At 71.2% G+C, this 25,568-nt stretch carries 25 protein-coding genes; 12 read left to right on the forward strand and 13 right to left on the reverse strand.

Annotation, left to right across the window (positions count from 1 at the left end):
• Positions 1-70: 70 nt before the first annotated feature.
• The 5 genes from ABT025_RS06255 (at position 71) to ABT025_RS06275 (ending at position 6,480) form a co-directional block, all read left to right on the forward strand.
• Positions 71-769 carry a hypothetical protein gene (locus ABT025_RS06255; RefSeq protein WP_350990428.1) on the forward strand — a complete coding sequence of 233 codons (699 nt, stop codon included), beginning with the start codon at positions 71-73 and terminating at the stop codon, positions 767-769.
• A 73-nt stretch (positions 770-842) separates the two neighbouring features.
• Positions 843-1,508, forward strand: coding sequence for a hypothetical protein (locus tag ABT025_RS06260; RefSeq protein WP_350990430.1), 666 nt, complete (start codon positions 843-845; stop codon positions 1,506-1,508).
• A gap of 62 nt (positions 1,509-1,570) precedes the next feature.
• Positions 1,571-2,869 (forward strand): M18 family aminopeptidase, encoded by a 1,299-nt coding sequence (locus ABT025_RS06265; RefSeq protein WP_350990432.1) that lies wholly within the window; start codon positions 1,571-1,573, stop codon positions 2,867-2,869.
• 380 nt (positions 2,870-3,249) lie between these two features.
• The gene (locus tag ABT025_RS06270) at positions 3,250-3,468 is read left to right on the forward strand and encodes a DUF6458 family protein (RefSeq protein ID WP_350990434.1); all 219 of its coding nucleotides are present in this window, start codon (positions 3,250-3,252) and stop codon (positions 3,466-3,468) included.
• A gap of 123 nt (positions 3,469-3,591) precedes the next feature.
• The gene (locus ABT025_RS06275; RefSeq protein ID WP_350990436.1) at positions 3,592-6,480 is read left to right on the forward strand and encodes an AfsR/SARP family transcriptional regulator; all 2,889 of its coding nucleotides are present in this window, start codon (positions 3,592-3,594) and stop codon (positions 6,478-6,480) included.
• Between the two features lie 48 nt (positions 6,481-6,528).
• On the opposite strand, the gene ABT025_RS06280 is transcribed toward ABT025_RS06275, so the two are convergent.
• On the reverse strand, positions 6,529-8,340 hold the full coding sequence (locus tag ABT025_RS06280) for an NHL domain-containing thioredoxin family protein (RefSeq protein WP_350990438.1): 1,812 nt from the start codon (positions 8,338-8,340) through the stop codon (positions 6,529-6,531).
• Between the two features lie 64 nt (positions 8,341-8,404).
• On the opposite strand from ABT025_RS06280, the gene ABT025_RS06285 reads away from it, so the two are divergent.
• A complete protein-coding gene (locus ABT025_RS06285) occupies positions 8,405-8,896 on the forward strand; it encodes an LURP-one-related/scramblase family protein (RefSeq protein WP_350990442.1) in 492 nt (163 codons plus the stop codon).
• 69 nt (positions 8,897-8,965) lie between these two features.
• Here the strand turns inward: ABT025_RS06285 and ABT025_RS06290 are convergent, their stop codons facing one another.
• Positions 8,966-9,766: a carbon-nitrogen family hydrolase gene (locus tag ABT025_RS06290; protein WP_350990444.1), complete on the reverse strand. Its 801-nt coding sequence runs from the start codon at positions 9,764-9,766 to the stop codon at positions 8,966-8,968.
• 342 nt (positions 9,767-10,108) lie between these two features.
• Here ABT025_RS06290 and ABT025_RS06295 point away from each other — a divergent pair, with 342 nt between their 5' ends.
• Complete coding sequence (locus ABT025_RS06295) at positions 10,109-10,933, forward strand: maleylpyruvate isomerase family mycothiol-dependent enzyme (RefSeq protein ID WP_350990446.1); 825 nt, start codon at positions 10,109-10,111, stop codon at positions 10,931-10,933.
• A gap of 58 nt (positions 10,934-10,991) precedes the next feature.
• Here ABT025_RS06295 and ABT025_RS06300 read toward each other — a convergent pair whose 3' ends face one another.
• Positions 10,992-12,302 carry an MFS transporter gene (locus tag ABT025_RS06300; RefSeq protein WP_350990448.1) on the reverse strand — a complete coding sequence of 437 codons (1,311 nt, stop codon included), beginning with the start codon at positions 12,300-12,302 and terminating at the stop codon, positions 10,992-10,994.
• Positions 12,299-12,973 carry a GntR family transcriptional regulator gene (locus ABT025_RS06305; RefSeq protein WP_350990450.1) on the reverse strand — a complete coding sequence of 225 codons (675 nt, stop codon included), beginning with the start codon at positions 12,971-12,973 and terminating at the stop codon, positions 12,299-12,301. Before ABT025_RS06305 ends, ABT025_RS06300 begins: the two co-directional genes overlap by 4 nt.
• Positions 12,974-13,248: 275 nt before the next feature.
• Between ABT025_RS06305 and ABT025_RS06310 the strand changes: the two genes are divergently transcribed.
• Positions 13,249-14,148: a D-alanyl-D-alanine carboxypeptidase family protein gene (locus tag ABT025_RS06310; RefSeq protein WP_350990452.1), complete on the forward strand. Its 900-nt coding sequence runs from the start codon at positions 13,249-13,251 to the stop codon at positions 14,146-14,148.
• 97 nt (positions 14,149-14,245) lie between these two features.
• On the opposite strand, the gene ABT025_RS06315 is transcribed toward ABT025_RS06310, so the two are convergent.
• Positions 14,246-14,860: a TetR/AcrR family transcriptional regulator gene (locus ABT025_RS06315; RefSeq protein WP_350990454.1), complete on the reverse strand. Its 615-nt coding sequence runs from the start codon at positions 14,858-14,860 to the stop codon at positions 14,246-14,248.
• A 141-nt stretch (positions 14,861-15,001) separates the two neighbouring features.
• Here ABT025_RS06315 and ABT025_RS06320 point away from each other — a divergent pair, with 141 nt between their 5' ends.
• Together ABT025_RS06320 and ABT025_RS06325 are read left to right on the forward strand one after the other, a co-directional pair.
• Complete coding sequence (locus tag ABT025_RS06320) at positions 15,002-15,850, forward strand: SDR family NAD(P)-dependent oxidoreductase (protein ID WP_350990456.1); 849 nt, start codon at positions 15,002-15,004, stop codon at positions 15,848-15,850.
• Positions 15,847-16,788: a DMT family transporter gene (locus ABT025_RS06325; protein ID WP_350990458.1), complete on the forward strand. Its 942-nt coding sequence runs from the start codon at positions 15,847-15,849 to the stop codon at positions 16,786-16,788. The genes ABT025_RS06320 and ABT025_RS06325 overlap by 4 nt, the downstream gene beginning before the upstream one ends.
• A gap of 25 nt (positions 16,789-16,813) precedes the next feature.
• On the opposite strand, the gene ABT025_RS06330 is transcribed toward ABT025_RS06325, so the two are convergent.
• From ABT025_RS06330 to ABT025_RS06340, 3 genes are all read right to left on the reverse strand, one after another.
• Complete coding sequence (locus tag ABT025_RS06330; RefSeq protein WP_350990460.1) at positions 16,814-17,962, reverse strand: serine hydrolase domain-containing protein; 1,149 nt, start codon at positions 17,960-17,962, stop codon at positions 16,814-16,816.
• A 200-nt stretch (positions 17,963-18,162) separates the two neighbouring features.
• Complete coding sequence (locus ABT025_RS06335; RefSeq protein ID WP_350990462.1) at positions 18,163-18,855, reverse strand: DUF4232 domain-containing protein; 693 nt, start codon at positions 18,853-18,855, stop codon at positions 18,163-18,165.
• A gap of 298 nt (positions 18,856-19,153) precedes the next feature.
• Entirely contained in the window at positions 19,154-19,375 is a 222-nt protein-coding gene (locus ABT025_RS06340) for a hypothetical protein (RefSeq protein ID WP_350990464.1), read from the reverse strand.
• A gap of 16 nt (positions 19,376-19,391) precedes the next feature.
• On the opposite strand from ABT025_RS06340, the gene ABT025_RS06345 reads away from it, so the two are divergent.
• The gene (locus ABT025_RS06345) at positions 19,392-20,126 is read left to right on the forward strand and encodes an SMI1/KNR4 family protein (protein ID WP_350990466.1); all 735 of its coding nucleotides are present in this window, start codon (positions 19,392-19,394) and stop codon (positions 20,124-20,126) included.
• A gap of 58 nt (positions 20,127-20,184) precedes the next feature.
• Here the strand turns inward: ABT025_RS06345 and ABT025_RS06350 are convergent, their stop codons facing one another.
• Together ABT025_RS06350 and ABT025_RS06355 are read right to left on the reverse strand one after the other, a co-directional pair.
• Positions 20,185-20,364, reverse strand: coding sequence for a DUF397 domain-containing protein (locus ABT025_RS06350; RefSeq protein WP_350990468.1), 180 nt, complete (start codon positions 20,362-20,364; stop codon positions 20,185-20,187).
• Positions 20,361-21,251: a helix-turn-helix domain-containing protein gene (locus tag ABT025_RS06355; RefSeq protein WP_350990470.1), complete on the reverse strand. Its 891-nt coding sequence runs from the start codon at positions 21,249-21,251 to the stop codon at positions 20,361-20,363. Before ABT025_RS06355 ends, ABT025_RS06350 begins: the two co-directional genes overlap by 4 nt.
• Positions 21,252-21,481: 230 nt before the next feature.
• On the opposite strand from ABT025_RS06355, the gene ABT025_RS06360 reads away from it, so the two are divergent.
• Entirely contained in the window at positions 21,482-21,871 is a 390-nt protein-coding gene (locus ABT025_RS06360; protein ID WP_350990472.1) for an ATP-binding protein, read from the forward strand.
• A 213-nt stretch (positions 21,872-22,084) separates the two neighbouring features.
• Here the strand turns inward: ABT025_RS06360 and ABT025_RS06365 are convergent, their stop codons facing one another.
• The 3 genes from ABT025_RS06365 to ABT025_RS06380 form a co-directional block, all read right to left on the reverse strand.
• Complete coding sequence (locus ABT025_RS06365; RefSeq protein WP_350990554.1) at positions 22,085-22,750, reverse strand: nitroreductase; 666 nt, start codon at positions 22,748-22,750, stop codon at positions 22,085-22,087.
• 410 nt (positions 22,751-23,160) lie between these two features.
• Complete coding sequence (locus ABT025_RS06375) at positions 23,161-24,576, reverse strand: dihydrolipoamide acetyltransferase family protein (protein WP_350990474.1); 1,416 nt, start codon at positions 24,574-24,576, stop codon at positions 23,161-23,163.
• Positions 24,577-24,586: 10 nt separating this feature from the next.
• A complete protein-coding gene (locus tag ABT025_RS06380) occupies positions 24,587-25,567 on the reverse strand; it encodes an alpha-ketoacid dehydrogenase subunit beta (RefSeq protein ID WP_350990476.1) in 981 nt (326 codons plus the stop codon).
• Between the last annotated feature and the right edge of the window lies 1 nt (position 25,568).

Genomic DNA, 25,568 nt, shown 5'->3' on the forward strand with positions numbered 1-25,568 from the left:
TGCTGTGCGGTGCCCTCTCTATGATCGATCCGGGCCCGGCGGGGGCCGGTTACCCAGGGGAGGCGGACGCATGAGCGGTCTGCGCAAGCGGTGGTACGTACGGGGAGCGGCTGCCGGAGCGGCGACGCTGTTGCTGGCCGGCTGCGGGGCGGCGGACTCCGGCACCGGCACCGGTGCCGGCACCGACACCGGCGAGGACGCAAAGGCGGCCTGGATCGACCAGAGCCGCATGCGGACGGTCCTGCCCGACGCACCGGCCATGCCCGGCTGGACGATGACCGGCCCGGTCTCGACCACGCCGATGACGGACCGGGCGACGAAGAACCTCATCTGCCCGAACAAGAGCAAGACGGGATGCGAGCGGGCCCGTTTCCTCGGCTCCGTCACCTTCCGGCGGGCCGACGACAAGGCCGAGGCCCGGTTCTGGGTGGTCACCTACCAGGAGGAGCGGGACGCCGACCTCGCGTACGACGGTCTGTGGAAGGACACCTGGAGCAAGGGCGGCACCCGCAGCGTCGACATCGGCACGCCGGGCGCGGAACGCGGCGCCACCGGCGGCGCCGCGGGCCGGCACGCGGAGGGGTTCACCGCCCAGATCCGCGTCGGCACGGTGATCCTCTGGGTCGGCAGCACCGCCGCGACCGACGCGAAGGGCGTGGCCGACCCGGCCGCCAAGGACTTCGCCAAGGACGTCACGGCGATGTTCGCCGAGCGGGCCCAGCAGGCACAGAACGGCGAGGAACCCTCGTCGGTACTCGACGCGGCCTAGGGACTCCGCCCCGGCAGGCCCCGCACGAAGGGTCTCCGGGCGGCGCAGGACACCACCGAACGGGGAGCGGACGATGACGAAACGGCACTGGCACACACGCGGAGCGGCCGCCGTGGCGGCGGCGCTGCTGCTCGCGGGCTGCAGCGGCGGGGACGGCGGCAGCGGCGGCGCGAAGGCACTCGGCAAGGCGGAGGTCACCTCGGTGCTGCCGGACGCGAAGGCGGTACCGGGCTGGCGGAGCGTGATGAAGCCGGACGCCCAGGAGCCGAACCCGGAGTTCCCGCCGTCGGTCTGCCTGTCGGTGAACAAGAAGAAGCGCGCGACGGCCTGCGACCACATCACCTACTGGGGCGCCTCGGCCTACGCACGCAAGCCCGACGGCACCTCACTCAACTTCTGGACGCTCGCCTACAAGGACGAGAAGTCCGCCGACGCCGCCTACGACGCACTGGCCGAGTACTACGGCGGGGACCGGGTCGGCGTGGGCGCGGTGCCGGTCGACATCGGCGATCCGGGCGCGGAGCACGTGGCCAACCGCGCCGGGATGGGCACGATGGGCGGGCCGGCCACCATCGCGCAGGTCCGGGTCGGCACGACCGTACTCGGCATCAGCACCGGCACCCAGGGCGAGAAGGCCGTCTCCGACCAGGAGGTGAAGGACTTCGCGGCGATGTTCGCCGAGCGGGCCCAGCAGGCACAGAACGGCGAAAAGCCGTCCTCGGCGCTGCCCGGACAATAGCTGCGCGGGAAGCAGGGGGCGACGGTGAATCCTCCCGGCCGGGTCTGGTTACAGTGAAGAACATGAGTTCCTCCCCCCGGTTCGACCGCGGCCACACCGACGATCTGATGGCCTTCCTGATGTCCGCCCCCTCCCCGTACCACGCCGTGGCGAGCGCCGCGGCGAGGCTGGAGAAGGCCGGTTTCCGACAGGTCGAGGAGACCGCGGCCTGGGACGGAACCACCGGCGGGAAGTACGTCCTGCGCGGCGGCGCGATCGTGGCCTGGTACGTGCCGGAGGGCGCCGGGGCGCACACCCCGTTCCGGATCGTCGGCGCACACACCGATTCGCCGAACCTGCGGGTGAAGCCGCTGCCCGACACCGGCGCGTACGGCTGGCGGCAGATCGCCGTGGAGATCTACGGCGGCACGCTCCTCAACACCTGGCTGGACCGCGACCTCGGTCTCGCCGGGCGGATCTCACTGCGCGACGGCACGCACCGGCTGATCGACATCGACCGGCCGCTGCTGCGCGTACCGCAGCTGGCCGTGCACCTGGACCGGTCGGCCAACACCGACGGACTCAAGCTGGACCGCCAGAAGCACATGCAGCCCATCTGGGGACTCGGCGACGTCGAGGAGGGCGACCTCATCCGCTTCGTCGCCGAGGAGGCGGGCGTCGACGCCGAGGACATCACCGGCTGGGACCTGATGCCGCACCCGGTCGAGGCGCCGTCCTACCTGGGCCGTGACCGCGAGCTGGTGGCCGGTCCGCGCATGGACAACCTGCTGTCCGTGCACGCGGCGACCGCTGCGCTCGCGGCCGTCGCCGGGCAGCCCGACTCCGAGATCCCGTACATCCCGGTGCTGGCCGCCTTCGACCACGAGGAGAACGGTTCGCAGTCCGACACCGGCGCGGACGGACCGCTGCTCGGCACGGTCCTGGAGCGCTCGGTGTTCGCCCGCGGCGGTACGTACGAGGACCGTGCGCGCGCCTTCGCCGGAACCGTCTGCCTCTCCTCGGACACCGGCCACGCGATCCACCCCAACTACGCGGAGCGTCACGACCCGACGCACCACCCGGTCGTCAACGGCGGACCGATCCTCAAGGTCAACGTGAACATGCGGTACGCGACCGACGGCAGCGGCCGGGCCGTGTTCGCCGAGGCGTGCGAGAAGGCGGGCGTGCCGTGGCAGACGTTCGTCTCCAACAACGCGATGCCGTGCGGCACGACGATCGGCCCGATCACAGCCGCCCGGCACGGCATTCAGACGGTCGACATCGGCGTGGCCATCCTGTCCATGCACAGCGCCCGTGAACTGTGCGGCGCCGACGACCCGTACCACCTGGCGAACGCGCTGGTCTCCTTCCTGGCCGGCTGACGACACACCCCCGGTGGTTCCCCTGTCGACGTGCGGCAGGGGAACCACTGTCATTCCCGGCCGGTCCGGTACCGGCGCCGGTACTCGGTCGGCGTGGTGTCGAGCCTGCGGCGGAACGCCCTGACCAGAGTGCCGACGGTGCCGAACCGGACTCCGGCCGGCTCCACTTGGGCGCCCTCGCCACGATCGCCGGCCCGTACGGCGTCGTCGTCCCGACGCGGATGTCCCTCGCCTGAAACGTGTCGCGGAAGGCCGTGGGGCGAGCACCGGCACACGACAGCAGCGCCCGCGCCTCCGATCCCAGGAGCATGGGCGCGGACGGACCGGGTACCCGCTGCGTACACGGCCCGGAGCTTCCGGCCGTCGAGGAGGCAGAACTCATGGGACTCGGAGGATGCATCATCCTCATCGGTGCAGGGGCGATACTCGCCTTCGCGACCGACTGGGAACTGGACACCGTCAACGTCGACATGGTCGGCTGGATCATGATGATCGTCGGCATCATCGGCGTCTTCGTCTACGCGAGCGTGATGCGCCGGCGCCGCATGGTCGTGCCGCCCACCACCACAGTCGTGTCCGAGGACGAACGCCGCCTGTGACCTGGCAGGGGCCGCCCCGCCGACGGGGCGCACCCCTGAACCACAGCCCCACGATCCCCGATATTCTGGGCGCTTGTCCGTGACCCGGAACCGGGCGCGTCACACCCGGAGGGGAAGCCGCTCGTGGAGTTCCGGTTGCTCGGCACGGTCTGCGTCGAAACGCTGACCGGACCGCTGCCACTCGGCCCCGCCAAGCGCCGCAGCCTGCTCGCCGCACTGCTGCTGCGCGCCAACACACCCGTGTCGATGGCGTGGCTGACGGACTGCCTGTGGGACGACGACCCGCCGATGCACGCCCGCACCGTCATCCAGGGCCATGTCTCCCGGCTGCGCGCCCTGCTGATGGGAGCGGACGCGGAGGCGTACGGGGTCGAACTGGCCACGCTCGGGGACGCGTACGTGCTGCGGGCGCCGGAGACCCTGCTGGACTCCCAGCGGTTCGAGGAACTGCTGATGCTGGCCCGGGAACAGCGCAGCCCTGCCGACACCGTGCTCATGCTGAAGGAGGCCCTGTCCCTGTGGCAGGGGCCCGCGCTGACCGGCACGTACGCGAGCGGGCCGCTCCAGGCCGCCGCGCACGCGCTGGAGGAGTCCAGGCTGGCGACGGTCGAGCAACTGGCCCGGTCCTACGCCGAGCTGGGGGAGCACCACCGGGCGGCGGCGGTGCTGCGGGCCGAGGCCGTCGCCCATCCGATGCGGGAGTCCCTCGCCGCGGCCCTGATGACGGCGCTGTACCGGTCGGGACGTCAGTCGGAGGCGCTGGACGGGTTCCACCGCACCCGACGGCTGCTCGCCGACGAGCTGGGCATCGACCCGGGGCGCGAGCTTGCCGACGCGTACGCGCAGATCCTGCGCGGCGATCCGGACCCGGCGGACGACCGGTCCCCGGGCGGGCCGGGTCCGGCGGCCGCCGGGAACGGTGGGCTGTCCCGGGCCGCCGAGCGGCGGCCCGGCTCCAAGCAGGCGCCCGCGGCCCGCCGCGAACCCGGGACCCACGACGGTGCCGGCACCGCCCAGGCACTCACCGACGTGGCCGCCCCCGCCGTGCCGTCCCGCTCCCCGCGCGTCCCGGTGGCGCTCCCCGGCACCCCGCCGCACCCCACCGATCTGCTTCCCCGCGCTCCCCGCGGTTTCCACGGGCGCGGAGCCGAACTCACCGCGATCTCCCGGGCCGCGGCGGGCGAGGCACCCGTCTGTCTGGTCACCGGGCCCGCCGGGGTCGGCAAGACCGCACTGGCCCTGCACTGGGCGCGCCGGTCCCCCGCGGCCTTCCCGGACGGACGGCTCTACGCCGACCTGCGCGGGTTCAGCGACACCGGTGAGCCGACCCCCCTCGAAGTCCTGCGCGAGTTCCTGCTCGCGCTCGGCGTCGCGCCCCGCCGGGTCCCGGAGTCCGTCGCCGGCTCCGCGGCACTGTTCCGCTCGCTGACGGACCGGCTCGGCCTGCTCGTCGTCCTCGACAACGTCCGCGACTCCGCCCAGGTCAGGCAGTTGCTGCCGGGCGGCGCCGACTGCGTCACGCTGATCACCAGCAGGCACCGGCTGGAGGGGCTCATCGCCTCGGACGCCGCCGTCCCCGTGCCGCTGGACGTGCTCGAACCGCCCGACGGCACCGCGCTCCTGGCCGGGGTGCTGGGCGAGGAGCGGGTCGCCGCCGAACCGGTGGCGGCCCAGCGGCTGGCCGAGCTCTGCGGCGGACTGCCCCTCGCCCTGCGGGTCACGGCAGCCCGGCTGGCGGGCCGCCCGCAGTGGACGCTCGCCGACATGGCCGACGAACTGGCCGACGAACGCAGCCGGCTGACGTATCTCGCGGTGGAGGACACCGGGGTCTCCGCGGCGCTGCGGCTGACCGTGCAGCAACTGCCGCCGGACGCCGTTCACCACTTCACCCGGCTCGGTCACCATCCGGGCAGCCACTTCGGCCCGTACACGGCCGCCGCCCTCGCCGGCAGCGACCCGGTCGTCGCCGCGGCCGCGCTGGAGCGGCTCGCCGCCGCCCATCTGGTCACCGAGGCCGGACCCGGGCGCTGGATACTGCACGATCTGGTGCGGCTCTACGCCCGCGGGCTCGACCCCGCGGCCGGGCCCGACGCACTGGCCGGTGTGCTCGACCACTACATCGCCACCGCGCTCGCCGCCGCGGACACGGCCGAACCCGGCGGTGAGCCGTGCTTCGTGCTGCCGGACGGCTTCCACCGGCCGGCTGCCGTACGGGACTTCACCGACCGGGCCGCGGCCATGGACTGGCTCACGGCCGAGCGCGAGGACCTTGCTCTGGCGGCCGCCGCCGCCCGCGCCGCCGGACTGGAGGACCGGGCCTGGCGGATCATCCTGCTCCAGTGGCCGCACGTGGTGTGGCGGGCGCGGGACGGCTGGGCCCCGATGCTGGAACTGGCCCTGGCCGCGGCTGCCGCGCGCAAGGATCCGTACGCCGAGTCGCGGGTGCGCAATCTGCTGGGCTGGGTGCTGTCGGAGGAGGGCAGGACCGCCGAGGCCGTGGCCCTCCTGGAGCCCTCGCCCGGACTCGCCCGACAGGCCGGTGACCGGCTCGGCGAAGCGACGGCCCTGATAAACCTGGCCATCGTCCAGGCCGAACAGGGTGGCCTCGACGTGGCACTGGAGGGCTGCGGGCGGGCCCTGGAGCTGGCCAGGAACGAACCTGACGCGCACACCGAGATGCTCGCCCTCCAGCACCTCGCACGCATGCAGCTCACCGCAGGACGCCCGCAGGACGCCCTGGACTCCGCCCGCGCCGCCTTCGAGCTCGGTCCCGAGCACGAGGAGGTGGCCCGCCGGGTGCTGCTGACGACCGTCAGCGGCGAGGCGCAGCTCGCCCTCGGCGCGGAGGACGAGGGGGTCCTGCTGCTGGACGTGGCGGCCGCGGAGGCCGAACGCGCCGGGTACGACGAGGGCGCGGTGCGGGCCCTCGATGCCCTGCTGCGGGTGGCGGCGACGCCGGAGTACGTGCGGCGGCACGAGGAAGCGGTCCGCCGCCTCGCCGACGACAGGTGAGGGCGGCCGGGACGGGCGGTGAGTTCCGCCGCCCGTCCCGGCAGGCGTTCAGCCCTGCTCGTCCATGCCCGCGAGCACCAGCGGCAGCCGCGAGGTCCCGTCGGCGGTCACGCTGACGGGGACGCCCCAGTCCTGCTGGTGGACGTGGCAGGCCGGGTACTCGTTCGCGGGGTCGTCGTCGCAGGACGCGGCCATCGCCGAGACGTGCAGGACGCCCTCGGTGACGCCGTCGGCGAGGACCAGGTCGCGGAAGAGGTCGGTGCCCGCCCCTTCGCCCCCGGCCAGCAGTTCCGGCGGGGTCGAGGAGACCAGCAGCCGGGTCGAGGGCCCGTAGCGGATGTCCAGCTTCTGGCCGGCCGGCGCCTGGAAGACGACGTCGAGCCGGAGGGTGCCCGGGGCGATGGCGGTCGCCGCGCGCTGGGTGCGGTGCGCCCGGTCCGCGACGCGTACCGCCTCCTCGGGCAGCCGCAGCCGGGTCAGCCGGTGCCGTGCTGACTCGACGACCACGAGATCGCCGTCGACGAGCACGGCATCGCTGGGCTCGCGCAGGTCCGTGGCCAGCGTGGTGACCTCGTCGCTCGCCGGGTCGTAGCGGCGCAGGGCGTGGTTGTACGTGTCGCAGACGGCGACGGAACCGTCCGGCAGCGCGGTGACGCCCAGCGGGTGCTGGAGCAGGGCCTGCGCGGCGGCCCCGTCGCGGTGGCCGAAGTCGAAGAGCCCGGTGCCGACGGCGGTGTGCACCGCGCCCTCCCGGTCGACGTAGCGCAGTGCGGACGTCTCCGAGTCGGCGACCCACAGCCGGTCCTCCGTCGCCGCGAGCCCGGACGGCTGGGCGAACCAGGCCTCCGCCCCAGGACCGTCGACGAGGCCTTCGTTCGTGGTGCCTGCCGCGACCCGTACGGTGCCGCCCTCGGGGTCGTACGTCCACAGCTGGTGCACGCCCGCCATGGCGATCCACAGCCGGCCGTCGAACCAGGCGACGTCCCACGGCGAGGAGAGGTCGACCTCGTGGCCCGCGCCGCTGGTGGGCGCCCCCTGCCACCACTGGCGGCCGGTGCCGGCGAGGGTGGTCGTCAGGCCGGTCGTGAGGTCGAGGGCACGGATCGCGTGGTTGACCGTGTCGGCGACGGCGATCCGCCCGTCGGGCAGCAGCGCCAGCCCCTGCGGCTCGCTGAACCTGACGTCGTCGGGCCCGTCGTCCACGAGCCCCCGCTCACCGGAGCCGAAGTGACGGCGGACGCTCTCGCCGTCCGCGTCCAGCTCGACCAGGCGGTGGCGGGTGGTGTCGGAGACCAGGAAGCCGCCGTCGGCGAGCAGCAGGGCCTTGCCGGGGAACCGCAGATGCGTGGCCACCGGCTCGGGCGCCACATAGGGCCCGTCGCCGCGGCGCAGGGTGCCCTTCGCCGCGTGCTCGGCCTCCAGCTCCTCGACAAGCTTCTCGATGGCGTGGGCGTGCCCCTCGCCCGCGTGCTGGGCGACGATGTATCCCTCGGGGTCGACGACGACGAGCGTCGGCCAGGCGCGCACGGCGTACTGCTTCCAGGTGGCGAGCTCCGGGTCGTCGAGCACCGGGTGGTGGACCTCGTACCGCTCGACGGCGTCGACGACGGCCTGGTGCTCCGCCTCGTGGACGAACTTCGGCGAGTGCACGCCGATGATCACCACGGTGTCCCGGTGCTTCTCCTCCAGCTCACGCAGCTCATCGAGGACATGCAGACAGTTCACACAGCAGAACGTCCAAAAGTCCAAGATCACAATTCGTCCTCGCAGGTCAGCGAGGGTGTACTGCCGGTCGCCTGTATTGAGCCAGCCGCCCTTGCCGATCAGTTCGGGGGCCCTGACGCGCGCTCGTGTTGCCATGAGAACAGTCAACATCACCGTGGCGTCCACGCATTCCACGGAGGGCGGGGGGAACCTGTGAGCCATGAGACTTCTCGTACGTGAGCGACTGTTCGGCATCGGCGACGACTACTGGATCGAGGACGCGGACGGCCGCAAGGTCTTCCTCGTCGACGGCAAGGCCATGCGGGTGCGCGACACCTTCGAGCTGAAGGACGCGCAGGGCCGGCTCGTCGTCGAGATCAAGCAGAAGCTGCTCAGCCTGCGCGACACGATGCTCATCGAGCGGGACGGCGAGCAGCTCGCCAAGGTCAAGCGGAAGCGGCTGTCTCTGCTGCGCAACCACTACCGGGTGACGCTGGTGGACGGGACCGAGCTCGATGTCAGCGGCAAGATCCTGGACCGCGAGTTCGCGGTGGACTACGACGGGGAGCTGCTGGCCCAGATCTCGCGCCGCTGGCTCACCGTCCGGGACACGTACGGGATCGACATCGTGCGCGAGGACGCCGACGCGGGGCTGCTGATCGCGGTGGCGGTGTGCGTGATCGTGCTCGCGGAGAAGGAGCACGAGAGCTGAGGGGCGGCCCCTGTTCCGCGGGAAATCGGCCCCTGTTTCACGTGAAACAGGGGCCGTTGCGACGCTCGGCTACACCGGGCCCGTCGGCGGGGCGAGCCCCAGCCGGCGGTCCTTGAGCACGGGGAACTGCTCCCGGGTGGTGGCGACCTTGGCCGGGTCGAACTCCACGGTCAGCACCTCCTCGTCCGCGCCCGCCTCGGCGAGCACCTCGCCCCAGGGATCGATGACGATGCTGTGCCCGGCCTGCGGGACCCCGGCGTGGGTGCCGACGGAACCGACGGCCAGGACGTAGGCCTGGTTCTCGACGGCCCGGGCCCGGGTGAGCAGCGACCAGTGGGCGCGCCGGCGCTCGGGCCAGCCGGCCACGACGACGAGGGTCTCGGCGCCGCCGTCGACGAGACCGCGGAACATCTCCGGGAAGCGCAGGTCGTAGCAGGTGGCGAGGCCGAGCGTGGTCTGCGGCAGGGCGAGCGTCACCAGCTCGTCGCCTGCGCCCATCATGACCGCCTCGCCCTTGTCGAAACCGAAACGGTGGACCTTGCGGTAGGCGGCAGCCCGCTCGCCCTCGGGCGTGAAGACGAGCGTGGTGTTGTAGAGCGTGCCGTCGTCGGCCCGTTCGACGAAGGAGCCCGCGTGCAGCCAGACCCCGGCGTCGGCGGCGGCCTTGGCCATCACCTCGTGCGTGGGGCCGTGCAGCGGTTCGGCCTCGGCCTCGAACGCCGTGTAGGCGAAGGCCCCGACCGGCCAGAGTTCGGGCAGCACCACCAGATCCGCGCCCTGCTGGGCCGCGACGAGTGAAGCCGCGCGTTCCCTGCGGGCATTGACGGATTCGTCCGGGTCTACTGCGATCTGGATGAGGGAGGCGCGCACACTACCACCGTCCTGGCATTCGAGCCGTCAACACGGGCCTACGATCGTCACACGAAAGCACTGCCGGGGTGCCTGCTCGCAGCGTAGCTTGGACCGACCGGGCATCGGGGAGCGGGAGAAGGAGCGGCGCTGGGTGCGTGCAGCTGCAGGGCGGAGGATCGAGGCATGGCGGAGCCATGGTGATTGACGACAACGCCGCAGATCTGCGCACCCGGCACCGCGACGCCGCCCCCCGATACCCGCTCGGTCCGAACGACCGAACCTCACCGCCCGGCAGCCCGCAGCCCGCCGTCCGAGCCCAGTTCTCCAGCCCATGCACCGCAGAACCGCACGAGGGGTCCCGTGACCGTCCATCCCAGCCTCCAGACCTACGCCGACGCCTGGACCCACTCCATCGAGTCGATAGCCGAGCTGGTGAGCCCGCTCACCGAGGGGGAGTGGAACGGCCGTACGCCATGCCCCAACTGGTCGGTGCGCGACATCGTCTCCCACATCATCGGCATGGAGTGCGAGCAGCTCGGCGATCCGCGCCCCATCCACACACTTCCGCGCGATCTCTTCCATGTGCAGAGCGACTTCGCCCGCTACATGGAGATGCAGGTCGACGTGCGGCGCCACCACACCGCACCGGAGATGACCTCCGAGCTGGAGTACACCATCATCCGCCGGTCCCGTCAGCTGCGCAACGAGACGCGTGACCCGGAGACCATGACGCGGGCGCCGCTCGGCACCGAGCAGACCCTCGAACTGGCGCTGCGCATGCGCGCCTTCGACGTCTGGGTCCACGAGCAGGACCTGCGCACGACGCTGGGCAAGCCCGGCAACCTGGATTCCCCCGGCGCCACGATCGTCCGGGACACGCTGCTCCTGGCACTGCCGAAGGTCGTGGCCAAGGACGCGGGCGCACCGCCCAATTCCGCGATCGTGCTGGACGTGCACGGGCCGGTGGAGTTCCTGCGCACGGTCAGGGTCGACGCGGAGGGCCGCGGTTCGGTGGACGGCGCACCGTCGCTGGGCCCCGCGGTGACGCTGGCGATGGACTGGGAGACGTACGTCCGGCTGGCCTGCGGGCGGGTGCGGGCGAACGCGGTGGCGGACCGCGTCAAGGCCGAGGGCGATCAGGATCTGGCCGCCGCCATCCTGCAGAACTTCGCCGTCACCCCGTAGCCACGGCAATCGGTGCGCCCGCCCCGCAGGGGGGACGGGCGCACCGCCGTTTCCGGAGTCAGACGGGCACGTGCACGGCCTCCACACGGCTGATCACATGGTGCTCCCGCTCCCGGTGCGCGGCCTTCAGCCGCAGCCGCAGGATCTGTACGACACCGAGCGCCTCCAGGACGAAGACCGAGGCGAACGCGATGCGGTAGTTGTCACCGGTCGCGTCGAGCAGCACACCGACGGCGAACAGCGTGGTCATGGAGGCGACGAAGCCGCCCATGTTGACGATGCCCGACGCGGTGCCCTGGCGCTCCGGCGGGTTGGCCGGGCGGGCGAAGTCGAAGCCGATCATCGAGGCGGGCCCGCAGGCGCCGAGCACCACGCACAGCGTGATCAGCAGCCACATCGGGGCGTGGTCCCCCGGGTGGAGGATGGCCGACGCCCACAGCAGGGCCGTCATCGCGACCGTCCCCAGCGCGAGCGGAATCCGGGCCGCGTGGTGGCGGGCGATGACCTGCCCGTAGACGAGGCCGACGGCCATGTTGGAGAGCACCACCAGGGTGAGCAGCTCCCCCGCGGTCCCCCGGCTCAGCCCCTGGTCCTCCACCAGGAACGGCATGCCCCACAGCAGCAGGAACACCATGGCCGGGAACTGCGTCGTGAAGTGCACCCACATCCCGAGCCGGGTGCCGGGCTCCCGCCAGGCGGCGGCGATCTGCCTGCGCACGTACGTCGCACCGGCGTGCTCCGCGGGCGGCGGCTCGAATCCCTCGGGGTGGTCCTTGAGGAAGAGCAGGAGCAGCACCAGCACCACGACCCCGGCCAGCGAGCTGCCGACGAACGTGGTGGTCCAGCCCAGACCGTGCAGGGACCGGGCGATGACCAGTGTGGAGACGAGGTTGCCCGCCATGCCGAAGAGGGCGGCGACCTGCCCGATCAGCGGACCGCGCCTGGCCGGGAACCAGCGCGCCCCCAGCCGCAGCACGCTGATGAACGTCATCGCGTCGCCGCAGCCCAGCAGGGCGCGGGAGGCCAGCGCGGTGCCGTACGAGGGGGAGAGCGCGAAGCCGAGCTGTCCGAGGGTGAACAGGACCGCCCCGAGGGCGAGGACCTTCTTGGTGCCGAGCCGGTCGACCATCAGGCCGACGGGTATCTGCATGCCCGCGTAGACGAGCAGCTGGAGGATGGAGAAGGTGGAGAGCGCCGAGGCGTTGACGTCGAAGCGGTCGGCGGCGTCGAGGCCGGCGACGCCCAGGCTGGTGCGGAAGATGATCGCGACGAAGTAGACGGCGACACCGATGCCCCAGACCCAGGCGGCACGCCGGCCGCCGGGCGGGTCACCGGGCAGGGACAGGGTGGGGGCGGCGGCGGAGCTCACCGGTCCTCACCCCGGACCAGCACCTTGACCCGGCTGACATGGCGGCGGACGACCTGCGCGGCACCGTCCGCGTCACCGGCTCTGATCGCCTCCAGCAGCTCACCGTGCTCGGCGATGTTGGCGGCGATCCTGCCCGGGTGGGCCTCCATGACGGCGACGCCCATCCGCAGCTGACGGTCGCGCAGCTGGTCGTAGAGGCGGGACAGGATCTCGTTGCCCGCGTGGCGGACGATCTCGGCGTGGAAGCAACGGTCCTTCACGGAGACGGCGGCCAGATCGCCGGCATCGGACATCCGCCGCTGCTCCTCCAGGAGCTCCTCCAGGCGGGCGATCAGCTTCGCCGACGCGGGCACGGCCCTGCGCACGGCGAACTCTTCGACCAGCAGCCGGGTCTCCACGACGTCGGCGATCTCCTGGGCGGAGACGGCGAGCACCAGGGCGCCCTTCTTCGGGTAGAGCTTGATGAGCCCCTCGACCTCCAGCCGCAGCAGCGCCTCGCGCACGGGCGTACGGGAAACCCCCACGGCCTCTGCGAGATCGCCCTCGGTGAGCAGCGTCCCGCCCTCGTAGCGGCGGTCCAGGACCGCTTCCTTGATATGGGTGTAGACGCGCTCGGCGGCGGGTGGCTGCTTCACGGGCGGGCGGACGGGGGACGGGGCTGGGGCAGGCATGCACACAGCATAGATACAACATGCACGCATCGAGGGACTCGTTCCACGATGCGGACGCCCGCACTCCCGCCCCCGGCACCGACGCCCGTGCCACGAAACGGGCACCCGCACTCCCGCACGGACACCCGCACTCACCTGCGGACCGGAATCCAGGCCCCCGGATTCCGTAGGAAAATGCCCCCTCCTGCGCCACAACCATTTACCGGCCCCATAAGTCTCATCAGCGCGCGGCACCTCTATGTGGCCGCATTCCAGGGGTATTTGGAGCATTTAACTTGAAACTCGGCATTCAGCGCATAAGGCGCGTATCCGCTACCGCGACGGTGGCCCTCACCGCAGGTGCCGTCATCGCGGGCGGCGCGTTCGCCTCCACGGCACAGGCCGCCACTCCGCCGACTCCCACGATCGTCGCCAAGGGCGGCTACGTGATGAACAACGGCACGGGGAAGTCCCTGTTCAGCAAGGCTGCGGACACCCGTCGCTCCACCGGTTCCACGACGAAGATCATGACCGCCCGGGTGGTGCTGGCCACGAAGGGCCTCAACCTGGACTCCAAGGTCACGATCCAGAAGGCGTACAGCGACTACATCGTCTCGAAGGGCGCGTCCTCGGCCCGCCTCATCGTGGGCGACAAGGTCACGGTCCGTCAGCTGCTGTACGGCCTGATGCTGCCGTCCGGCTGTGACGCGGCGTACGCCCTGGCCGACAAGTTCGGCTCGGGCACCACGCGCGCGGCCCGGGTGAAGTCGTTCATCGGCAAGATGAACAGCACGGCCAAGACCCTCGGCCTGAAGAACACGCACTTCGACTCCTTCGACGGCATAGGGAACGGGTCCAACTACTCGACCCCGAAGGACCTGACGAAGATCGCAAGCAGCGCGATGAAGTACTCCACGTTCCGCACGGTCGTGAAGACGAAGTCGACGAAGCAGAAGGTCACGACGAAGACCGGCGGCTACCGCTACATGTCGTGGACCAACACGAACAAGCTGCTGGGCACCTACAGCGGCGCGATCGGCGTCAAGACCGGCTCGGGCGCCGTGGCCAAGTACTGCCTGGTCTTCGCCGCCACCCGTAACGGCAAGACGGTCATCGGTACGGTCCTGACCTCCACCTCGGAGACGACCCGCACCGCGGACGCGAAGAAGCTCATGGACTACGGCTTCAAGAAGTAGCCCAGACGTACGGAAACAGCCCTGCGGTACGGAAGTGCCGCAGCGGTACGAAGGTGCCCGGCACGTGCGGCCCCGCATGCGCCGGGCACCTTCGCGTTCACCCGCCCCCGGCCCGCGGCCCCGCACCACGCAACAAGGTGTCGATGATGCGGGCGGCGAGCGCGTCCGGGTCCGCGCCGTCCGGGTCCGACCCCTGCGTGCCTGAGCCGTCCGCGCCGCCGCGCAGGGACTCCCCGATGAGCGCGTAGTAGACCCGGCGCACCCACTCCAGATCGGCCGCCGCGTCGATGACCTTCTCGTCCTGGGCCCGCTGCAGCACGGCGACGCAGCGCCGGTCGATGTCCTGTTGGAGGACGGCGGCCTCGCTGTCCGGGTCCGCCGGCAGCCCCAGGGCGAACGCCCAAGCCCCCTTGACCTGAAGCACATTGGCCGTGATCCGGTGCATCGCCACCAGCGGCGGCGCCGTGTCCGGCCTGCCGTCGTCCACCGCCTGGGCGAGCTGGCGGGCCGCGGACAGCGCCAGCGCCTCGATCAGCGACTGCCGATTGGCGAACCGCCGGTGGATCGTCGTCCGGGCCACTCCCGCGGCCGCGGCGATCTGCTCCATGGACGCGCCCGGGTCTTCGGCGAGCACCCGCTCCGCCGCCTCCAGGACCGCCCGCACACTGCGCTCCGCGTCCGCCCGCAACGGTCGTACCGGCATCTCGCCCATTACGCCTCCCACTCGGCCACTTGTCCTGAAACACAGTACAACGAGGATGCAGTCCTGACGATATTTGCATCATCCCTGTTGCAGTTCCTCGGATTACTAGTACTGTCACGTCCCAGTTGCCACCGATCGCAGGAGGAACTCATGCACAGCACCGCCCTCATCACCGGAGCTTCGTCCGGCCTCGGCGCGGAGTTCGCCGAGCAGCTCGCCGCCCAGGGGCGCGACGTGATCCTGGTGGCGCGTTCCGGCGACCGGCTCGCCGCGCTCGCCGATCGGCTGGTCGCCGAGCACGGCGTCCGCGCCCATGTACTCGTCCAGGACCTCGCAGAGCCGGACGCGGCCCGCCGCATCGGCGACGAGCTGACGGAACGCGGCCTGCACGTCGATCTGCTGGTCAACAACGCCGGCTTCGGCACCTGCGGCCATTTCGAGGACATCGCCCGGACCCGCGACCACGACCAGCTCATGGTGAATGTCGTTGCCCTCGTCGACCTCACCCACCTGCTGCTGCCCGGCATGCTGGAGCGCGGCAGCGGCGCGGTCCTCAACGTCGCGTCCAACGCCGCCTTCCAGCCGTCCCCGTACTTCGCCGTCTACGGCGCGTCCAAGGCCTTCGTCCTCAGCTTCGGCCTCGCCCTGCGTCAGGAGTACCGCCGGCGCGGCATCCGCGTGCTCACCTTGTGCCCCGGACCGGTCGAGACCGCGTTCTTCGAGACCATCGGCACCCGCAAGGCGGCCGTCACGGGCTCCATGACCACCCCGGAGCCCGTCGTACGCGCCGCCCTGCGCGCGCTGGACCGTGACCGCGGTTATGTCGCCCCCGGACTCGGCAACGCCCTCGGAGCCCATCTGACGCCCCGTCGCCCCCGTACCCTGGTCGCCGCCATCGCCGAACGTGTCACCCGCAAGGTCCTTGCCGCCCCGACGGCCGACGCCCCGTCGGCCACACCGTCGGCCGACGCCCCCACGCGGCGGGAGCACGCCGCATGAGATCCGCCTCCGCCGGCGCCGCCTCGGCCATGCTGCTCGTCGGTACCTCGACGGCCGTCTCCGCCACCATCGCCGACTATCCGGTCTTGGCGGGACAGGCCCTGCGCTACGCGCTCGCCGCCGCGATCCTGCTCGCCGTCGTACGCCACCAGCGGCTCCCCCGCGTCCGACCGACCGCACGTGACCTCGTGCTCCTGGCCGCACTGTCCGCCACCGGCCTGGCCGGCTTCAACCTCTTCCTCGTCGCAGCCACCCGGCATGCCGGACCGGCCATGATCGGCACCGTGGTCGGAGCCGTACCTCTCGTTCTCGCCCTCGTCGGGCCGCTGATGGAGCGCCGCCGCGCGGCCCCGCACACCGTCGGCGCCGCGCTCGTGGTCGCGCTCGGCGCGGCCGTCGCCGCCGGACTCGGTTCGGGCAGCCCGCAGGGCCTCCTCCTGTCCCTGGGCGCGCTCGTCTGCGAGGTGGCCTTCTCCCTGCTCGCCGTCCCGCTGCTGCCCAGGATCGGCCCCCTGCGGGTCGCCGCGTACCCCGCCGCTCTGTCCGTGCCCCTGCTGCTGACCGCGAGCCTCGCCCTGGAAGGTCCCGGCGCCCTGCGGCTGCCCTCATCCGGCGAGGCCGCCGCCTTCACCTACCTCGGCGCGATCGTCACCGCGGCCGCGTTCTTCCTCTGGTACGACGCGCTGCGCCGCCTCGGCGCCGACCGCGCGGGCCTCTTCGCCGGCCTCGTACCCGTGGGCGCCCTGCTCACCACCGTCGCACTCGGCCTCGGCGGGGCGGGCCCCGCCGACGTCATCGGTGCGCTGCTGGTCACCGCGGGCGTCGCCATCGGCCTCCGGCAGCCGGGCCGCGGCAGCCGGGGACCGCACCGTTCCCGAGACGCGCTCGGTGAGCCGACGACCGGCAACGGGTCCGCGCGGACACCGCGGAACGCCTGACGCACGGTCCACGCACGCGCCGCCCTCAGGAGCCGGTCCGGCACAGTTCCTGGTCCACGAGTGCCCTCATGGCTCCCTGGGTGTCGGGTCCGCCGTCACTCGTGGCGTACACCACGGCTGTCCTGGACCCGTCCCGGGTGATGCCCGCCCAGGTGCGGTAGCCGAGCAGTTCGCCCGGGTGGCCGAAGTACGTGCCGCCGCAGGGCAACGGGATCTCGCCCAGACCGAGTCCGTACCTGACCCCCATCCCGGGCGCGGACACCGTGGCCGTCATCTCGTCCAGCTCCGCCGGTTCCAGCAGCCGCCCGCCGAGCAGTGCGGCGTAGAACCGGCTCAGATCGTGCGTGGTGCTGATCACCGCGCCGGATCCGACGGCCATGCTCGCGTTGAGCGCCGTGACGTCGATGCCGGTGCCGGTGCCGAACGCGGTGTAGGCCCGGGCGTGGGGGCCGGGAATGAAGGGCGAGGTGCCGGGCGTACTGGTGCCGCTCAGGCCCAGCGGCCGGATGATCCGGTCCGCCACCTCCCGGTCCCAGCTCCGGCCGGTCACCTCACGGATGATCATCGCGGCGAGGATGTAGTTGGTGTTGGAGTACGACCACGCGGCTTCGGTCGACACGTCCTCCGAGCGCCCCATCGCCAGCCCCGCCAGCTCCTCCGGGGTGTACGTACGGAACCGCTCGGAGCGATACCCGTCGGCACTGCCCAACGCGGCTATCTCCGGCAGGACTTCGGGGATCCGGCTGGTGTGCTGCAACAGCTGCCGCACGGTGACGGAACTGCCGTCGGGGCCGCCGCCCGTGACCACTCCCGGCAGCCACCGCTCGACGGTGTCCTCCAGGGACACGCGTCCCTCGCCGACGAGTTGCAGCACGACGGTGGCGGTGAACGTCTTGGTGGCGCTGCCGATCCGGAACCTGCCGTTGCGTGGCATCGGCTTCCTGGTACCCGTCTCGGCCGTCCCGGCCCGCGCGACGGACCGTGTGCCCGGTGACGTCACCTCGGCGGACACACCGACCACGCCGGTGTCATGGATCGCGTCCACCCGCCGCTGGAGCGGATCGGCGTACTGCGGATCCGCGGCGGCCGGCGGGACGCCCGATGTGGCAAGGAGGAGCGCGGCCAGGCCGGTCAGGACGAGCAGTCGTGGCCGGCGCCTTCGTAACACCTGCATGAGGGACCCCATTTCCGCCCTCGGTCCGGGGCCTTCAGCGCCCGGATCCGGGGGTAGCGCCCATCCCACCAGCGAAGCGGCGGCCGGCCCATCCGGCCTGCCCCCGTCGCGGGGAGGCGCTGTCGTCAGGGCGGACCCGGGGGACTACCCCAGCGGAGCGGCCTGGGGCCTGACTCCCTACCGCGCCCGAACCGTACGGGTCAGCCGCCCTGGCCGGCGCTGCCGATCGGGCCCACCAGCACCGGGGAGCCGGAGCCGTCCGTGACAGGCAGCGAGCCCTGGCCCGGCCAGTCGAGGGTGACCGACTTCGTCTCGTTCGGCGGGGTCACCACCAGCCCGGTGATGCGGACACCGGAGCCACCCGATTCGTTGAGCGGGTAGCTGACGTAGAAGTCGACTTCCTTGCCGTTCTTGAGGATGTACGGGTCACCGGGCTCCCCCTTGCGCGTGGCGGAGATCGTCCCCGCGTTGGTCTTCAGGTCGACTCCGGCGAACCCGGAGACCACGCAGTCCGCACCGCTGCTGTTCGTCAGCCCCACCACGACGCTGCCATCGGGGTCTCCGTCGATGAAGCCGTCCTGCGCCGTGATCTTCAGCCCGTCGGTGGTGCACTTGGCCGCCGTGCCCTTGTCACCGGAGCCGGATCCCGAGCCGGAGTCGGAGTCGGCCGGCGCAGCCGTGTTCCCACCGGAGTCCGTCCCGGCGGAGCCCTTCCCGCTGTCCTGATCCGAACCGCCCGAGCCCGAACCGCCTCCCGAGGAGGACGCGGCGGAGGCCGAGGACCCGGACGACGGGTCACTCGCCGCCGCACCGTCGTCGCCGTTCTGGCAGGCGGTGAGCGAGAGACCGGCGGCAACGACCAGGGCGGCGAAGGTGATCCTGTGAGCGCGCATCATTTCTTCCTCAGCATCGGTGAACGGGACCGGCCGCTCCGTACGTGTCGGGTACGAGCGAGCGTTACTGATCAACAAGAGCGGCCGCCCCGCCGCACCGTTCCGCCGAACCACCGCCTAAGACATGCCTGTTACACGTACAGCCCGCCCCCACACCCCTCCGCACGGGCTGCGCCGCACCGGAACACGCCGCCAGGCCTGCCGGGAGGGCACTTCCCGCCACGATTCCGCACTCCGTCGCGGCTGCCGCCCGCTGGGACAGACCCGTAACCAAACACACCGGATGGGGCGTGGCGTCTCACGACAGCTTCTGCTCCCGGAGCGCCACGACCGCCGCGTCGAAGGCCGAGTCGCTGTCCGTTGCGAACTCCTCCCCGGTGAACACGGGTGTACGGATGTGGGGCGGGATGCCCGCGCTGTCGAAGGCACGCTTCTCGTGCGCCGTCCAGGACCACGAAGGACCCAGTCGTCTTCGGAGGCAACCAACCGTGATCCACCACTCAAGATCATGTGGAGTCACGATCTAGGGTGTCCGGATGCCTCAGCCTTTCGATCTCCGGGTAGAGCTTCCCGCAGCCCTCACAGGTCCCTCAGCGGCCTGGCGTTTCATCGAACGGTTCGCCGCACGTCTCGGCGCTCCGGTAGGGCCGGATGACGGATTCCCTGAGGCCGAGCTCGCCGCCGCGGAGCTACGGCTCGGGCTGCGACTGCCGCAGGCGATGCGGGAGTTGTACGTCAGGTTCGGACGCCGTCACGACCTGCTGTACGGGTCGAGACTGCTCCTGCCCCCCGAGGAGTTGGAGGCGGACGACGCCGCTCTGACCTGGCAGGCGGAGAAGTTCTGGCTGTACCGGACGGCCGTGCCGCTCGACCGGATCGCGGAGGCCGACCCGCCCGTGCTGATCGACGGGAGTTCGCAGGCGTGCGACGACTGGGAACCGTTCGCCGACCGCTTCTCCGCGGCGTGCGTGGAGACGGTGATGTCGGAGAACTCGCTGTGCGGCGACTGGGGCGGCTGGCGCCGGGAGGCCCTGGCACCCGACGCCGCGTGCCTGGAGCAGTCGCTCACGCGCATGCCGCCGCTGCTGTCCCGCGGCGGCCGGGACAACGCGGACCGCTGGTACGCGGGCGCCGACGTCCTGGTGCACGAGGACCGCTCCGACGAGCAGTCGGAGTTCGGGTGGCTGTACGTCCGCGCGCTGACGCGGGAGGCGTTGGACGGCGTCCGGACGGCGTTGCCGGGGCCGTGGACCGAGACGGCGGACTACTGAGGGCCGCGCGGGAATTCCGGGACACGCGGCCCCACGCTGCGGCCCGGCCGGCCGGAGCCTATGCCTGGCGCAGGCCCGACTGGAAGGCGTCCCATGCGGTGGGGGCGAGGAGGAGTACGGGGCCGGCGGGGGCCTTGGAGTCACGCACGGCTACGGTGCCGGGGATGTTGCGGGCTACCTCGACGCACTCGCGCTCAGGAGTGCTGTAGCTGGACTTGGAGAACTGGAACGTCATCATTCCGTCAATTCCTTCGTGATGCCGTGCAAGAACTGAAGCGAGTCGTGTGGCGACAGGCTCATTTTCACCAAGTGGTTGAACACCACGATGAACTCAGCGCTCTCCTCCGCATTTTCGACCCAGATCGTTGACCGAGGAGCATCCATGTGCACGACATCCACAGCCTCGTTCTCCCCGAACGAAAGAACGTTGAAGGGCCCGCCAATGCCTGCATTTGCTCCCACCCGGAAGGGAAGGACCTGGATGTGGACGTTGGGCCGTTCCGCCAGGTGACACAGGTGGACCAGCTGGCGCCCCATGACTGCAGGCCCACCCACCATTTGGCGAAGTGCCGCTTCCCAGATCACCGCATGGATTCGCAGCGGCACCTCGGCATATAGCCGCTGCTGGCGCCTGGCACGCCCCGTAACCACGTCCTCGATCCAGTCGAGATCCTCGCCTGAAATGCTGGCCACACCCAATGCGCGGGTGTACTCCGCCGTCTGAAACAGCCCCGGGACAAGAGCCATTTGCCACTGCCTGATCCTGGTCGCAGCGTCTTCCATGGCAATGTAGTCCACCTGCGTGGCCAGGGTGGGGGTGTCATTCCACCAGCCTTTGACCTTGCGCCGGTCTCGGTCCGTCTTCGCGAGGTCCAGCAAGCCGGACAGAACCTTGTCGTCCGTCATTCCGTACAAGTGGCAGAGCGCCCGGATGTCAGGATCACGGACGGGGACCAAGCCGCTCTCCATCTTGACGACTTTGGTCGCAGTCGCGCTCAGGTACGCAGCTGCCTGCTGCTGCGTCAGGCCGACAGCCAAACGTAGACGTTGCAGCTCTCCACCCAAGCGACGACCAAGCACGGTCGAGGCTTGCTTGGCGCGCGTAACAGTTCCGGATGTCTGCATGTAGCCCTCCCGCTGATCGTGCTCAGTCTGCCAGCAACTACTCCTCGGGCATGCCCGGTTACCTCATTCGAGGAATATATTCCTGAAGCACTTGAGCGTGAGATCTTTATGTCGCTACCTTCGGGGCCCAGCCGCTCACTCAGCGACACAGGCCGGCGGAAGTGCACCGCCCTGCCCACGCAGGCGCGACATCGCCACCGCCACCACCCGTACAACGGAGGCACGCGACCATGACCGCGACCCAAGCAGCCCACGCCCCCGAGCCCGAGCCCGACCCCGAGACCCAACCCCCACTCCACGAGGACCGCCTCGACTACACGCCCACCGCCCGCAGCGTCACCCTCTGCCGCCGACGCGCCGCGCGACTGCTCACCGAGTGGGGCCACCCCCACCACGCGGGCGAAGCCGCGCTCCTGGTCAGCGAGTTGGCGACCAACGCCTTACTGCACGGCTGCATGCGGGGCCGGCTCTTCCGAGTGCACCTCAGCCTCACCGCGACCACCCTCCGCATCGAGGTCAGCGACCCGCGCGGGGAACGGCTCCCCGGGCTCCGCGAGGCGGGCGCCGACGACTGTTATGGGCGCGGGCTGCTCATCGTCGCCCGGCTCGCCGACCGCTGAGGTGTCGAACCGCGCACCGTCGGCAAGACGGTCTTCGCCGAACTCACCGTGCGGAAACCGGCAGAGACACCGGGGGGAGTCCCCGGGGAATCGGACACGAAGTAGGTGCGACGAGTACCGCCGGGGCGGCCCCGGCCGCATGGGCGAGCGGCCTGACGGACGCGTCACGCACACCCGGCGCAGGCGTTCCTGACCGCCTGCCGTGGCTTCCGGTCACACTCCGATGAAGCTCACCGTCTCCGGCATGTCCGCCCGCCCGGTGCGCAGTTGCGGCACGCCCGCCTTCTCGAACCCCACTGAGATACCACAGAACAGCACGAGCCCGTCATCGGCTCCGACGGTTCGGCTGACGGTCTTGCGGTACATGGTCCACATCACCTGGGGGCAGCTGTGCAGCCCCTCGGCCCTCAGCAGCAGCATGACCGTCTGCAGGTACATCCCCGCGTCAGCCCACTGTCCGGGCCCCATCGTTCGGTCGAGGTAGCAGAACAGGACGGCCGGCGCCCCGAACGCCTCCGAGTTCAAGACGGCGATCTTCCTGGGCCGGTCGGGGTCGTCGCGCTCAATCCCCAGCGCTTCGTACCGCTGGGCCGCCGCAGCGGAGAAGCGGTCCAGATACGGCGAGGTCAGTCGGTCCGGGTACATCGGGTACTCGCGCTCGTCACCGGGGTCCCCCGCCAGCGCCCTGGTCGTCGCGGTCCGCTTGAGATCTGCCAAGGGTTCGCCGGTCACGACGTACAGATGCCACGGCTGGAGATTCCCGCTGGACGGAGCTCGCGTCGCCGCGGTCAGCACTCGCTCCAGCACCTCCTTGGGCACGGGCTCATCGCTGAACGCCCGCACAGCCCGGCGACTGTCCACGGCCTCGTACACATCCACGTCTTCGCGTCCTCTCATGCAACCGGGCCCCTCCACCGTATTCAGCCGTCGGTGCCGGGCATCGCCGGAGGGTGGGCGACGCCCCACGATCAGTCCAGTCGTTGACAGGACCGTGGGAGACAGAGGTGACTCGACGGATGCTCAATGGGAGCGGCCGGAGCCGCTGCTACCGGTGGGCAATCGGCGCTGTGACAGGTGGCGGGACCACCGCCGGGTCGTGCACGGGGTGTTGTACCGGATCCGAACGGGCGTTCTTCGGTTCGGGGATGGTGCGCTCGCCGTCGGCAGGACCGGTCCCGCCCGATCCCCCTTGCCGAGCTCGCCCCCGGCTCCGGGCACGGTCACGGACATGCCGGTGGGCCCGCGCGAACAGCTCGCGGGCCCACCTCACACACGTACCGCCGGGGCCACTACGCCCAGGTGATCAGCCGCTTCGGCTGTTCCAGGATCGCGGCGACGTCCGCCAGGACCTTGGAGCCGAGCTCGCCGTCGACCAGGCGGTGGTCGAACGAGAGCGCCAGCGTGGTGACCTGACGGGGCTTCACCTTGCCCTTGTGGACCCAGGGCTGGAGCTTGATCGCGCCGACCGCGAGGATCGCGGACTCGCCCGGGTTCAGGATCGGCGTGCCCGTGTCGACGCCGAAGACGCCGACGTTGGTGATGGTCACCGTGCCGCCCGCCATCGCGGCGGGGGACGTCTTGCCCTCGCGGGCCGTGGAGACCAGCTCGCCCAGGGACGCGGCCAGCTGCGGCAGCGTCTGCTCGTGCGCGTCCTTGATGTTCGGGACGATCAGTCCGCGCGGGGTGGCGGCGGCGATGCCCAGGTTGACGTAGTGCTTCTGCACGATCTCCTGGTTCACCTCGTCCCAGGCGGCGTTGACCTCGGGGTTCCGCTTGATCGCGACCAGGAGGGCCTTGGCGATGATCAGGAGCGGGTTGACCCGCACCCCCGCCATGTCCTTGTCCTCCTTGAGCTCCGCCACGAGCTTCATCGTGCGCGTCACGTCGACGGTCACGAACTCGGTGACGTGCGGCGCCGTGAACGCGCTGCCGACCATGGCCTGCGCGATGGCCTTCCGTACGCCCTTGACGGGGATACGCGTCTCGCGCGCGGTCACGGCGGAGGGAGCCGCCGCCGGGGCCGCCACCGGAGCCGCGACCGCCGCCTCGGCCTGCACCGGTGCGGGGGCGGGCGCCGGCGTCGCCGCCGCGTGCACGTCCTCGCGGGTGATGACGCCGCCCTCGCCGGTCGGGGTGACCGTCGCCAGGTCGATGCCCAGGTCCTTGGCGAGCTTGCGCACCGGCGGCTTGGCCAGCGGACGGCTCTCGGCGACCGCGGCGGGGCCGTGGCCGTTCATCTCGCCCTGGATCGCGGCGGAGGCCGCCGCGGGGGCCGCCTCCGTGCCCTTGCGGGCGCGCCGCTTGGTGGAGGACTCGGCCACGCCGTAGCCCACCAGGACGGGCGTACGGCCCTTCGGCTCCTCGGGCTCCGAGGGCTCCACGACAGGCTCGGGCGTCGGCGCGGCCGCCACCGGGGCGTCGTCGCCGGAACCCGGCGCGACGTCCACCGCGATGATCACCTGGCCGACGTCGACGGTCGTGCCCTCGGGGAACCGCAGCTCGTGCACCACCCCGTCGAACGGGATCGGCAGCTCCACGGCGGCCTTCGCCGTCTCGACCTCGCAGACGACCTGGCCGTCGGTGACGGTGTCACCGGGCTGGACGAACCACTTGAGGATCTCGGCCTCGGTCAGTCCCTCGCCCACGTCGGGCATCTTGAACTCACGGAAGCGAGCAGCGTTGGAAGTTTCGGTCATCGTTGTCACGTCCCCGTCCTCAGTACGCCAGCGAGCGGTCGACGGCGTCGAGCACGCGGTCGAGACCCGGGAGGTACTCGTCCTCCAGCCGGGCCGGCGGGTACGGGACGTGGTAGCCGCCGACCCTCAGCACGGGTGCCTCCAGGTGGTAGAAGCAGCGCTCCGTGATGCGAGCGGCGATCTCCGCGCCGGAACCGTAGAACACCGGCGCCTCGTGGACCACGACCAGCCGGCGGGTCTTCTCGACCGAGGCCTGGATGGCGTCGAAGTCGATCGGGGACATCGACCGCAGGTCCACGACCTCGATCGACTTGCCCTCCTCCTGGGCGGCCGCGGCGGCCTCCAGGCAGACCTTCACCATCGGGCCGTAGGCGACGAGTGTGAGGTCCGTGCCGGTACGGGCGACGGAGGCCCGGTGCAGCCGGCCCGGGATGGACTCGGTGTCGAGTTCGCCCTTGTCCCAGTAGCGGCGCTTCGGCTCGAAGAAGATGATCGGGTCGTCGCTCTGCACGGCCTGCTGCATCATCCAGTACGCGTCCGACGCGTTGGAGGGCGAGACGACCTTCAGGCCCGCGACGTGCGCGAACAGCGCCTCGGGCGACTCGCTGTGGTGCTCAACGGCGCCGATGCCGCCGCCGTAGGGAATCCGTACGACGACCGGCAGCTTGATCTTGCCGAGCGACCGGGCGTGCATCTTCGCGAGCTGCGTGACGATCTGGTCGTACGCGGGGAAGACGAAGCCGTCGAACTGGATCTCCACGATCGGCCGGTAGCCGCGCAGCGCCAGGCCGATCGCCGTGCCGACGATGCCGGACTCGGCGAGCGGGGTGTCGATCACCCGGTCCTCGCCGAAGTCCTTCTGGAGTCCGTCGGTGATCCGGAAGACCCCGCCCAGCTTGCCTACGTCCTCACCCATGATGAGGACCTTGGGGTCGGTGTCGAGGGCCTTGCGCAGCGACTCGTTGAGCGCCTTCGCAATGGACATCTTTTCCATGGCCATG

Source organism: Streptomyces sp. NPDC002809, from assembly GCF_040295435.1.
Classification (GTDB): Bacteria; Actinomycetota; Actinomycetes; order Streptomycetales; family Streptomycetaceae; genus Streptomyces.

What these genes read in the sequence shown, in the direction of transcription:
- ABT025_RS06325 (WP_350990458.1), top strand. Translation starts at nt 15,847, where the DNA reads ATGAGATCCGCCTCCGCCGGCGCCGCCTCGGCCATGCTGCTCGTCGGT.
- ABT025_RS06330 (WP_350990460.1), bottom strand. Translation starts at nt 17,962, where the DNA reads ATGCAGGTGTTACGAAGGCGCCGGCCACGACTGCTCGTCCTGACCGGC.
- ABT025_RS06265 (WP_350990432.1), top strand. Translation starts at nt 1,571, where the DNA reads ATGAGTTCCTCCCCCCGGTTCGACCGCGGCCACACCGACGATCTGATG.
- ABT025_RS06260 (WP_350990430.1), top strand. Translation starts at nt 843, where the DNA reads ATGACGAAACGGCACTGGCACACACGCGGAGCGGCCGCCGTGGCGGCG.
- ABT025_RS06305 (WP_350990450.1), bottom strand. Translation starts at nt 12,973, where the DNA reads ATGCCTGCCCCAGCCCCGTCCCCCGTCCGCCCGCCCGTGAAGCAGCCA.
- ABT025_RS06280 (WP_350990438.1), bottom strand. Translation starts at nt 8,340, where the DNA reads ATGGCAACACGAGCGCGCGTCAGGGCCCCCGAACTGATCGGCAAGGGC.
- ABT025_RS06355 (WP_350990470.1), bottom strand. Translation starts at nt 21,251, where the DNA reads ATGCAGACATCCGGAACTGTTACGCGCGCCAAGCAAGCCTCGACCGTG.
- ABT025_RS06360 (WP_350990472.1), top strand. Translation starts at nt 21,482, where the DNA reads ATGACCGCGACCCAAGCAGCCCACGCCCCCGAGCCCGAGCCCGACCCC.
- ABT025_RS06315 (WP_350990454.1), bottom strand. Translation starts at nt 14,860, where the DNA reads ATGGGCGAGATGCCGGTACGACCGTTGCGGGCGGACGCGGAGCGCAGT.
- ABT025_RS06380 (WP_350990476.1), bottom strand. Translation starts at nt 25,567, where the DNA reads ATGGCCATGGAAAAGATGTCCATTGCGAAGGCGCTCAACGAGTCGCTG.
- ABT025_RS06255 (WP_350990428.1), top strand. Translation starts at nt 71, where the DNA reads ATGAGCGGTCTGCGCAAGCGGTGGTACGTACGGGGAGCGGCTGCCGGA.
- ABT025_RS06270 (WP_350990434.1), top strand. Translation starts at nt 3,250, where the DNA reads ATGGGACTCGGAGGATGCATCATCCTCATCGGTGCAGGGGCGATACTC.
- ABT025_RS06335 (WP_350990462.1), bottom strand. Translation starts at nt 18,855, where the DNA reads ATGCGCGCTCACAGGATCACCTTCGCCGCCCTGGTCGTTGCCGCCGGT.
- ABT025_RS06285 (WP_350990442.1), top strand. Translation starts at nt 8,405, where the DNA reads ATGAGACTTCTCGTACGTGAGCGACTGTTCGGCATCGGCGACGACTAC.
- ABT025_RS06320 (WP_350990456.1), top strand. Translation starts at nt 15,002, where the DNA reads ATGCACAGCACCGCCCTCATCACCGGAGCTTCGTCCGGCCTCGGCGCG.
- ABT025_RS06350 (WP_350990468.1), bottom strand. Translation starts at nt 20,364, where the DNA reads ATGATGACGTTCCAGTTCTCCAAGTCCAGCTACAGCACTCCTGAGCGC.
- ABT025_RS06345 (WP_350990466.1), top strand. Translation starts at nt 19,392, where the DNA reads ATGCCTCAGCCTTTCGATCTCCGGGTAGAGCTTCCCGCAGCCCTCACA.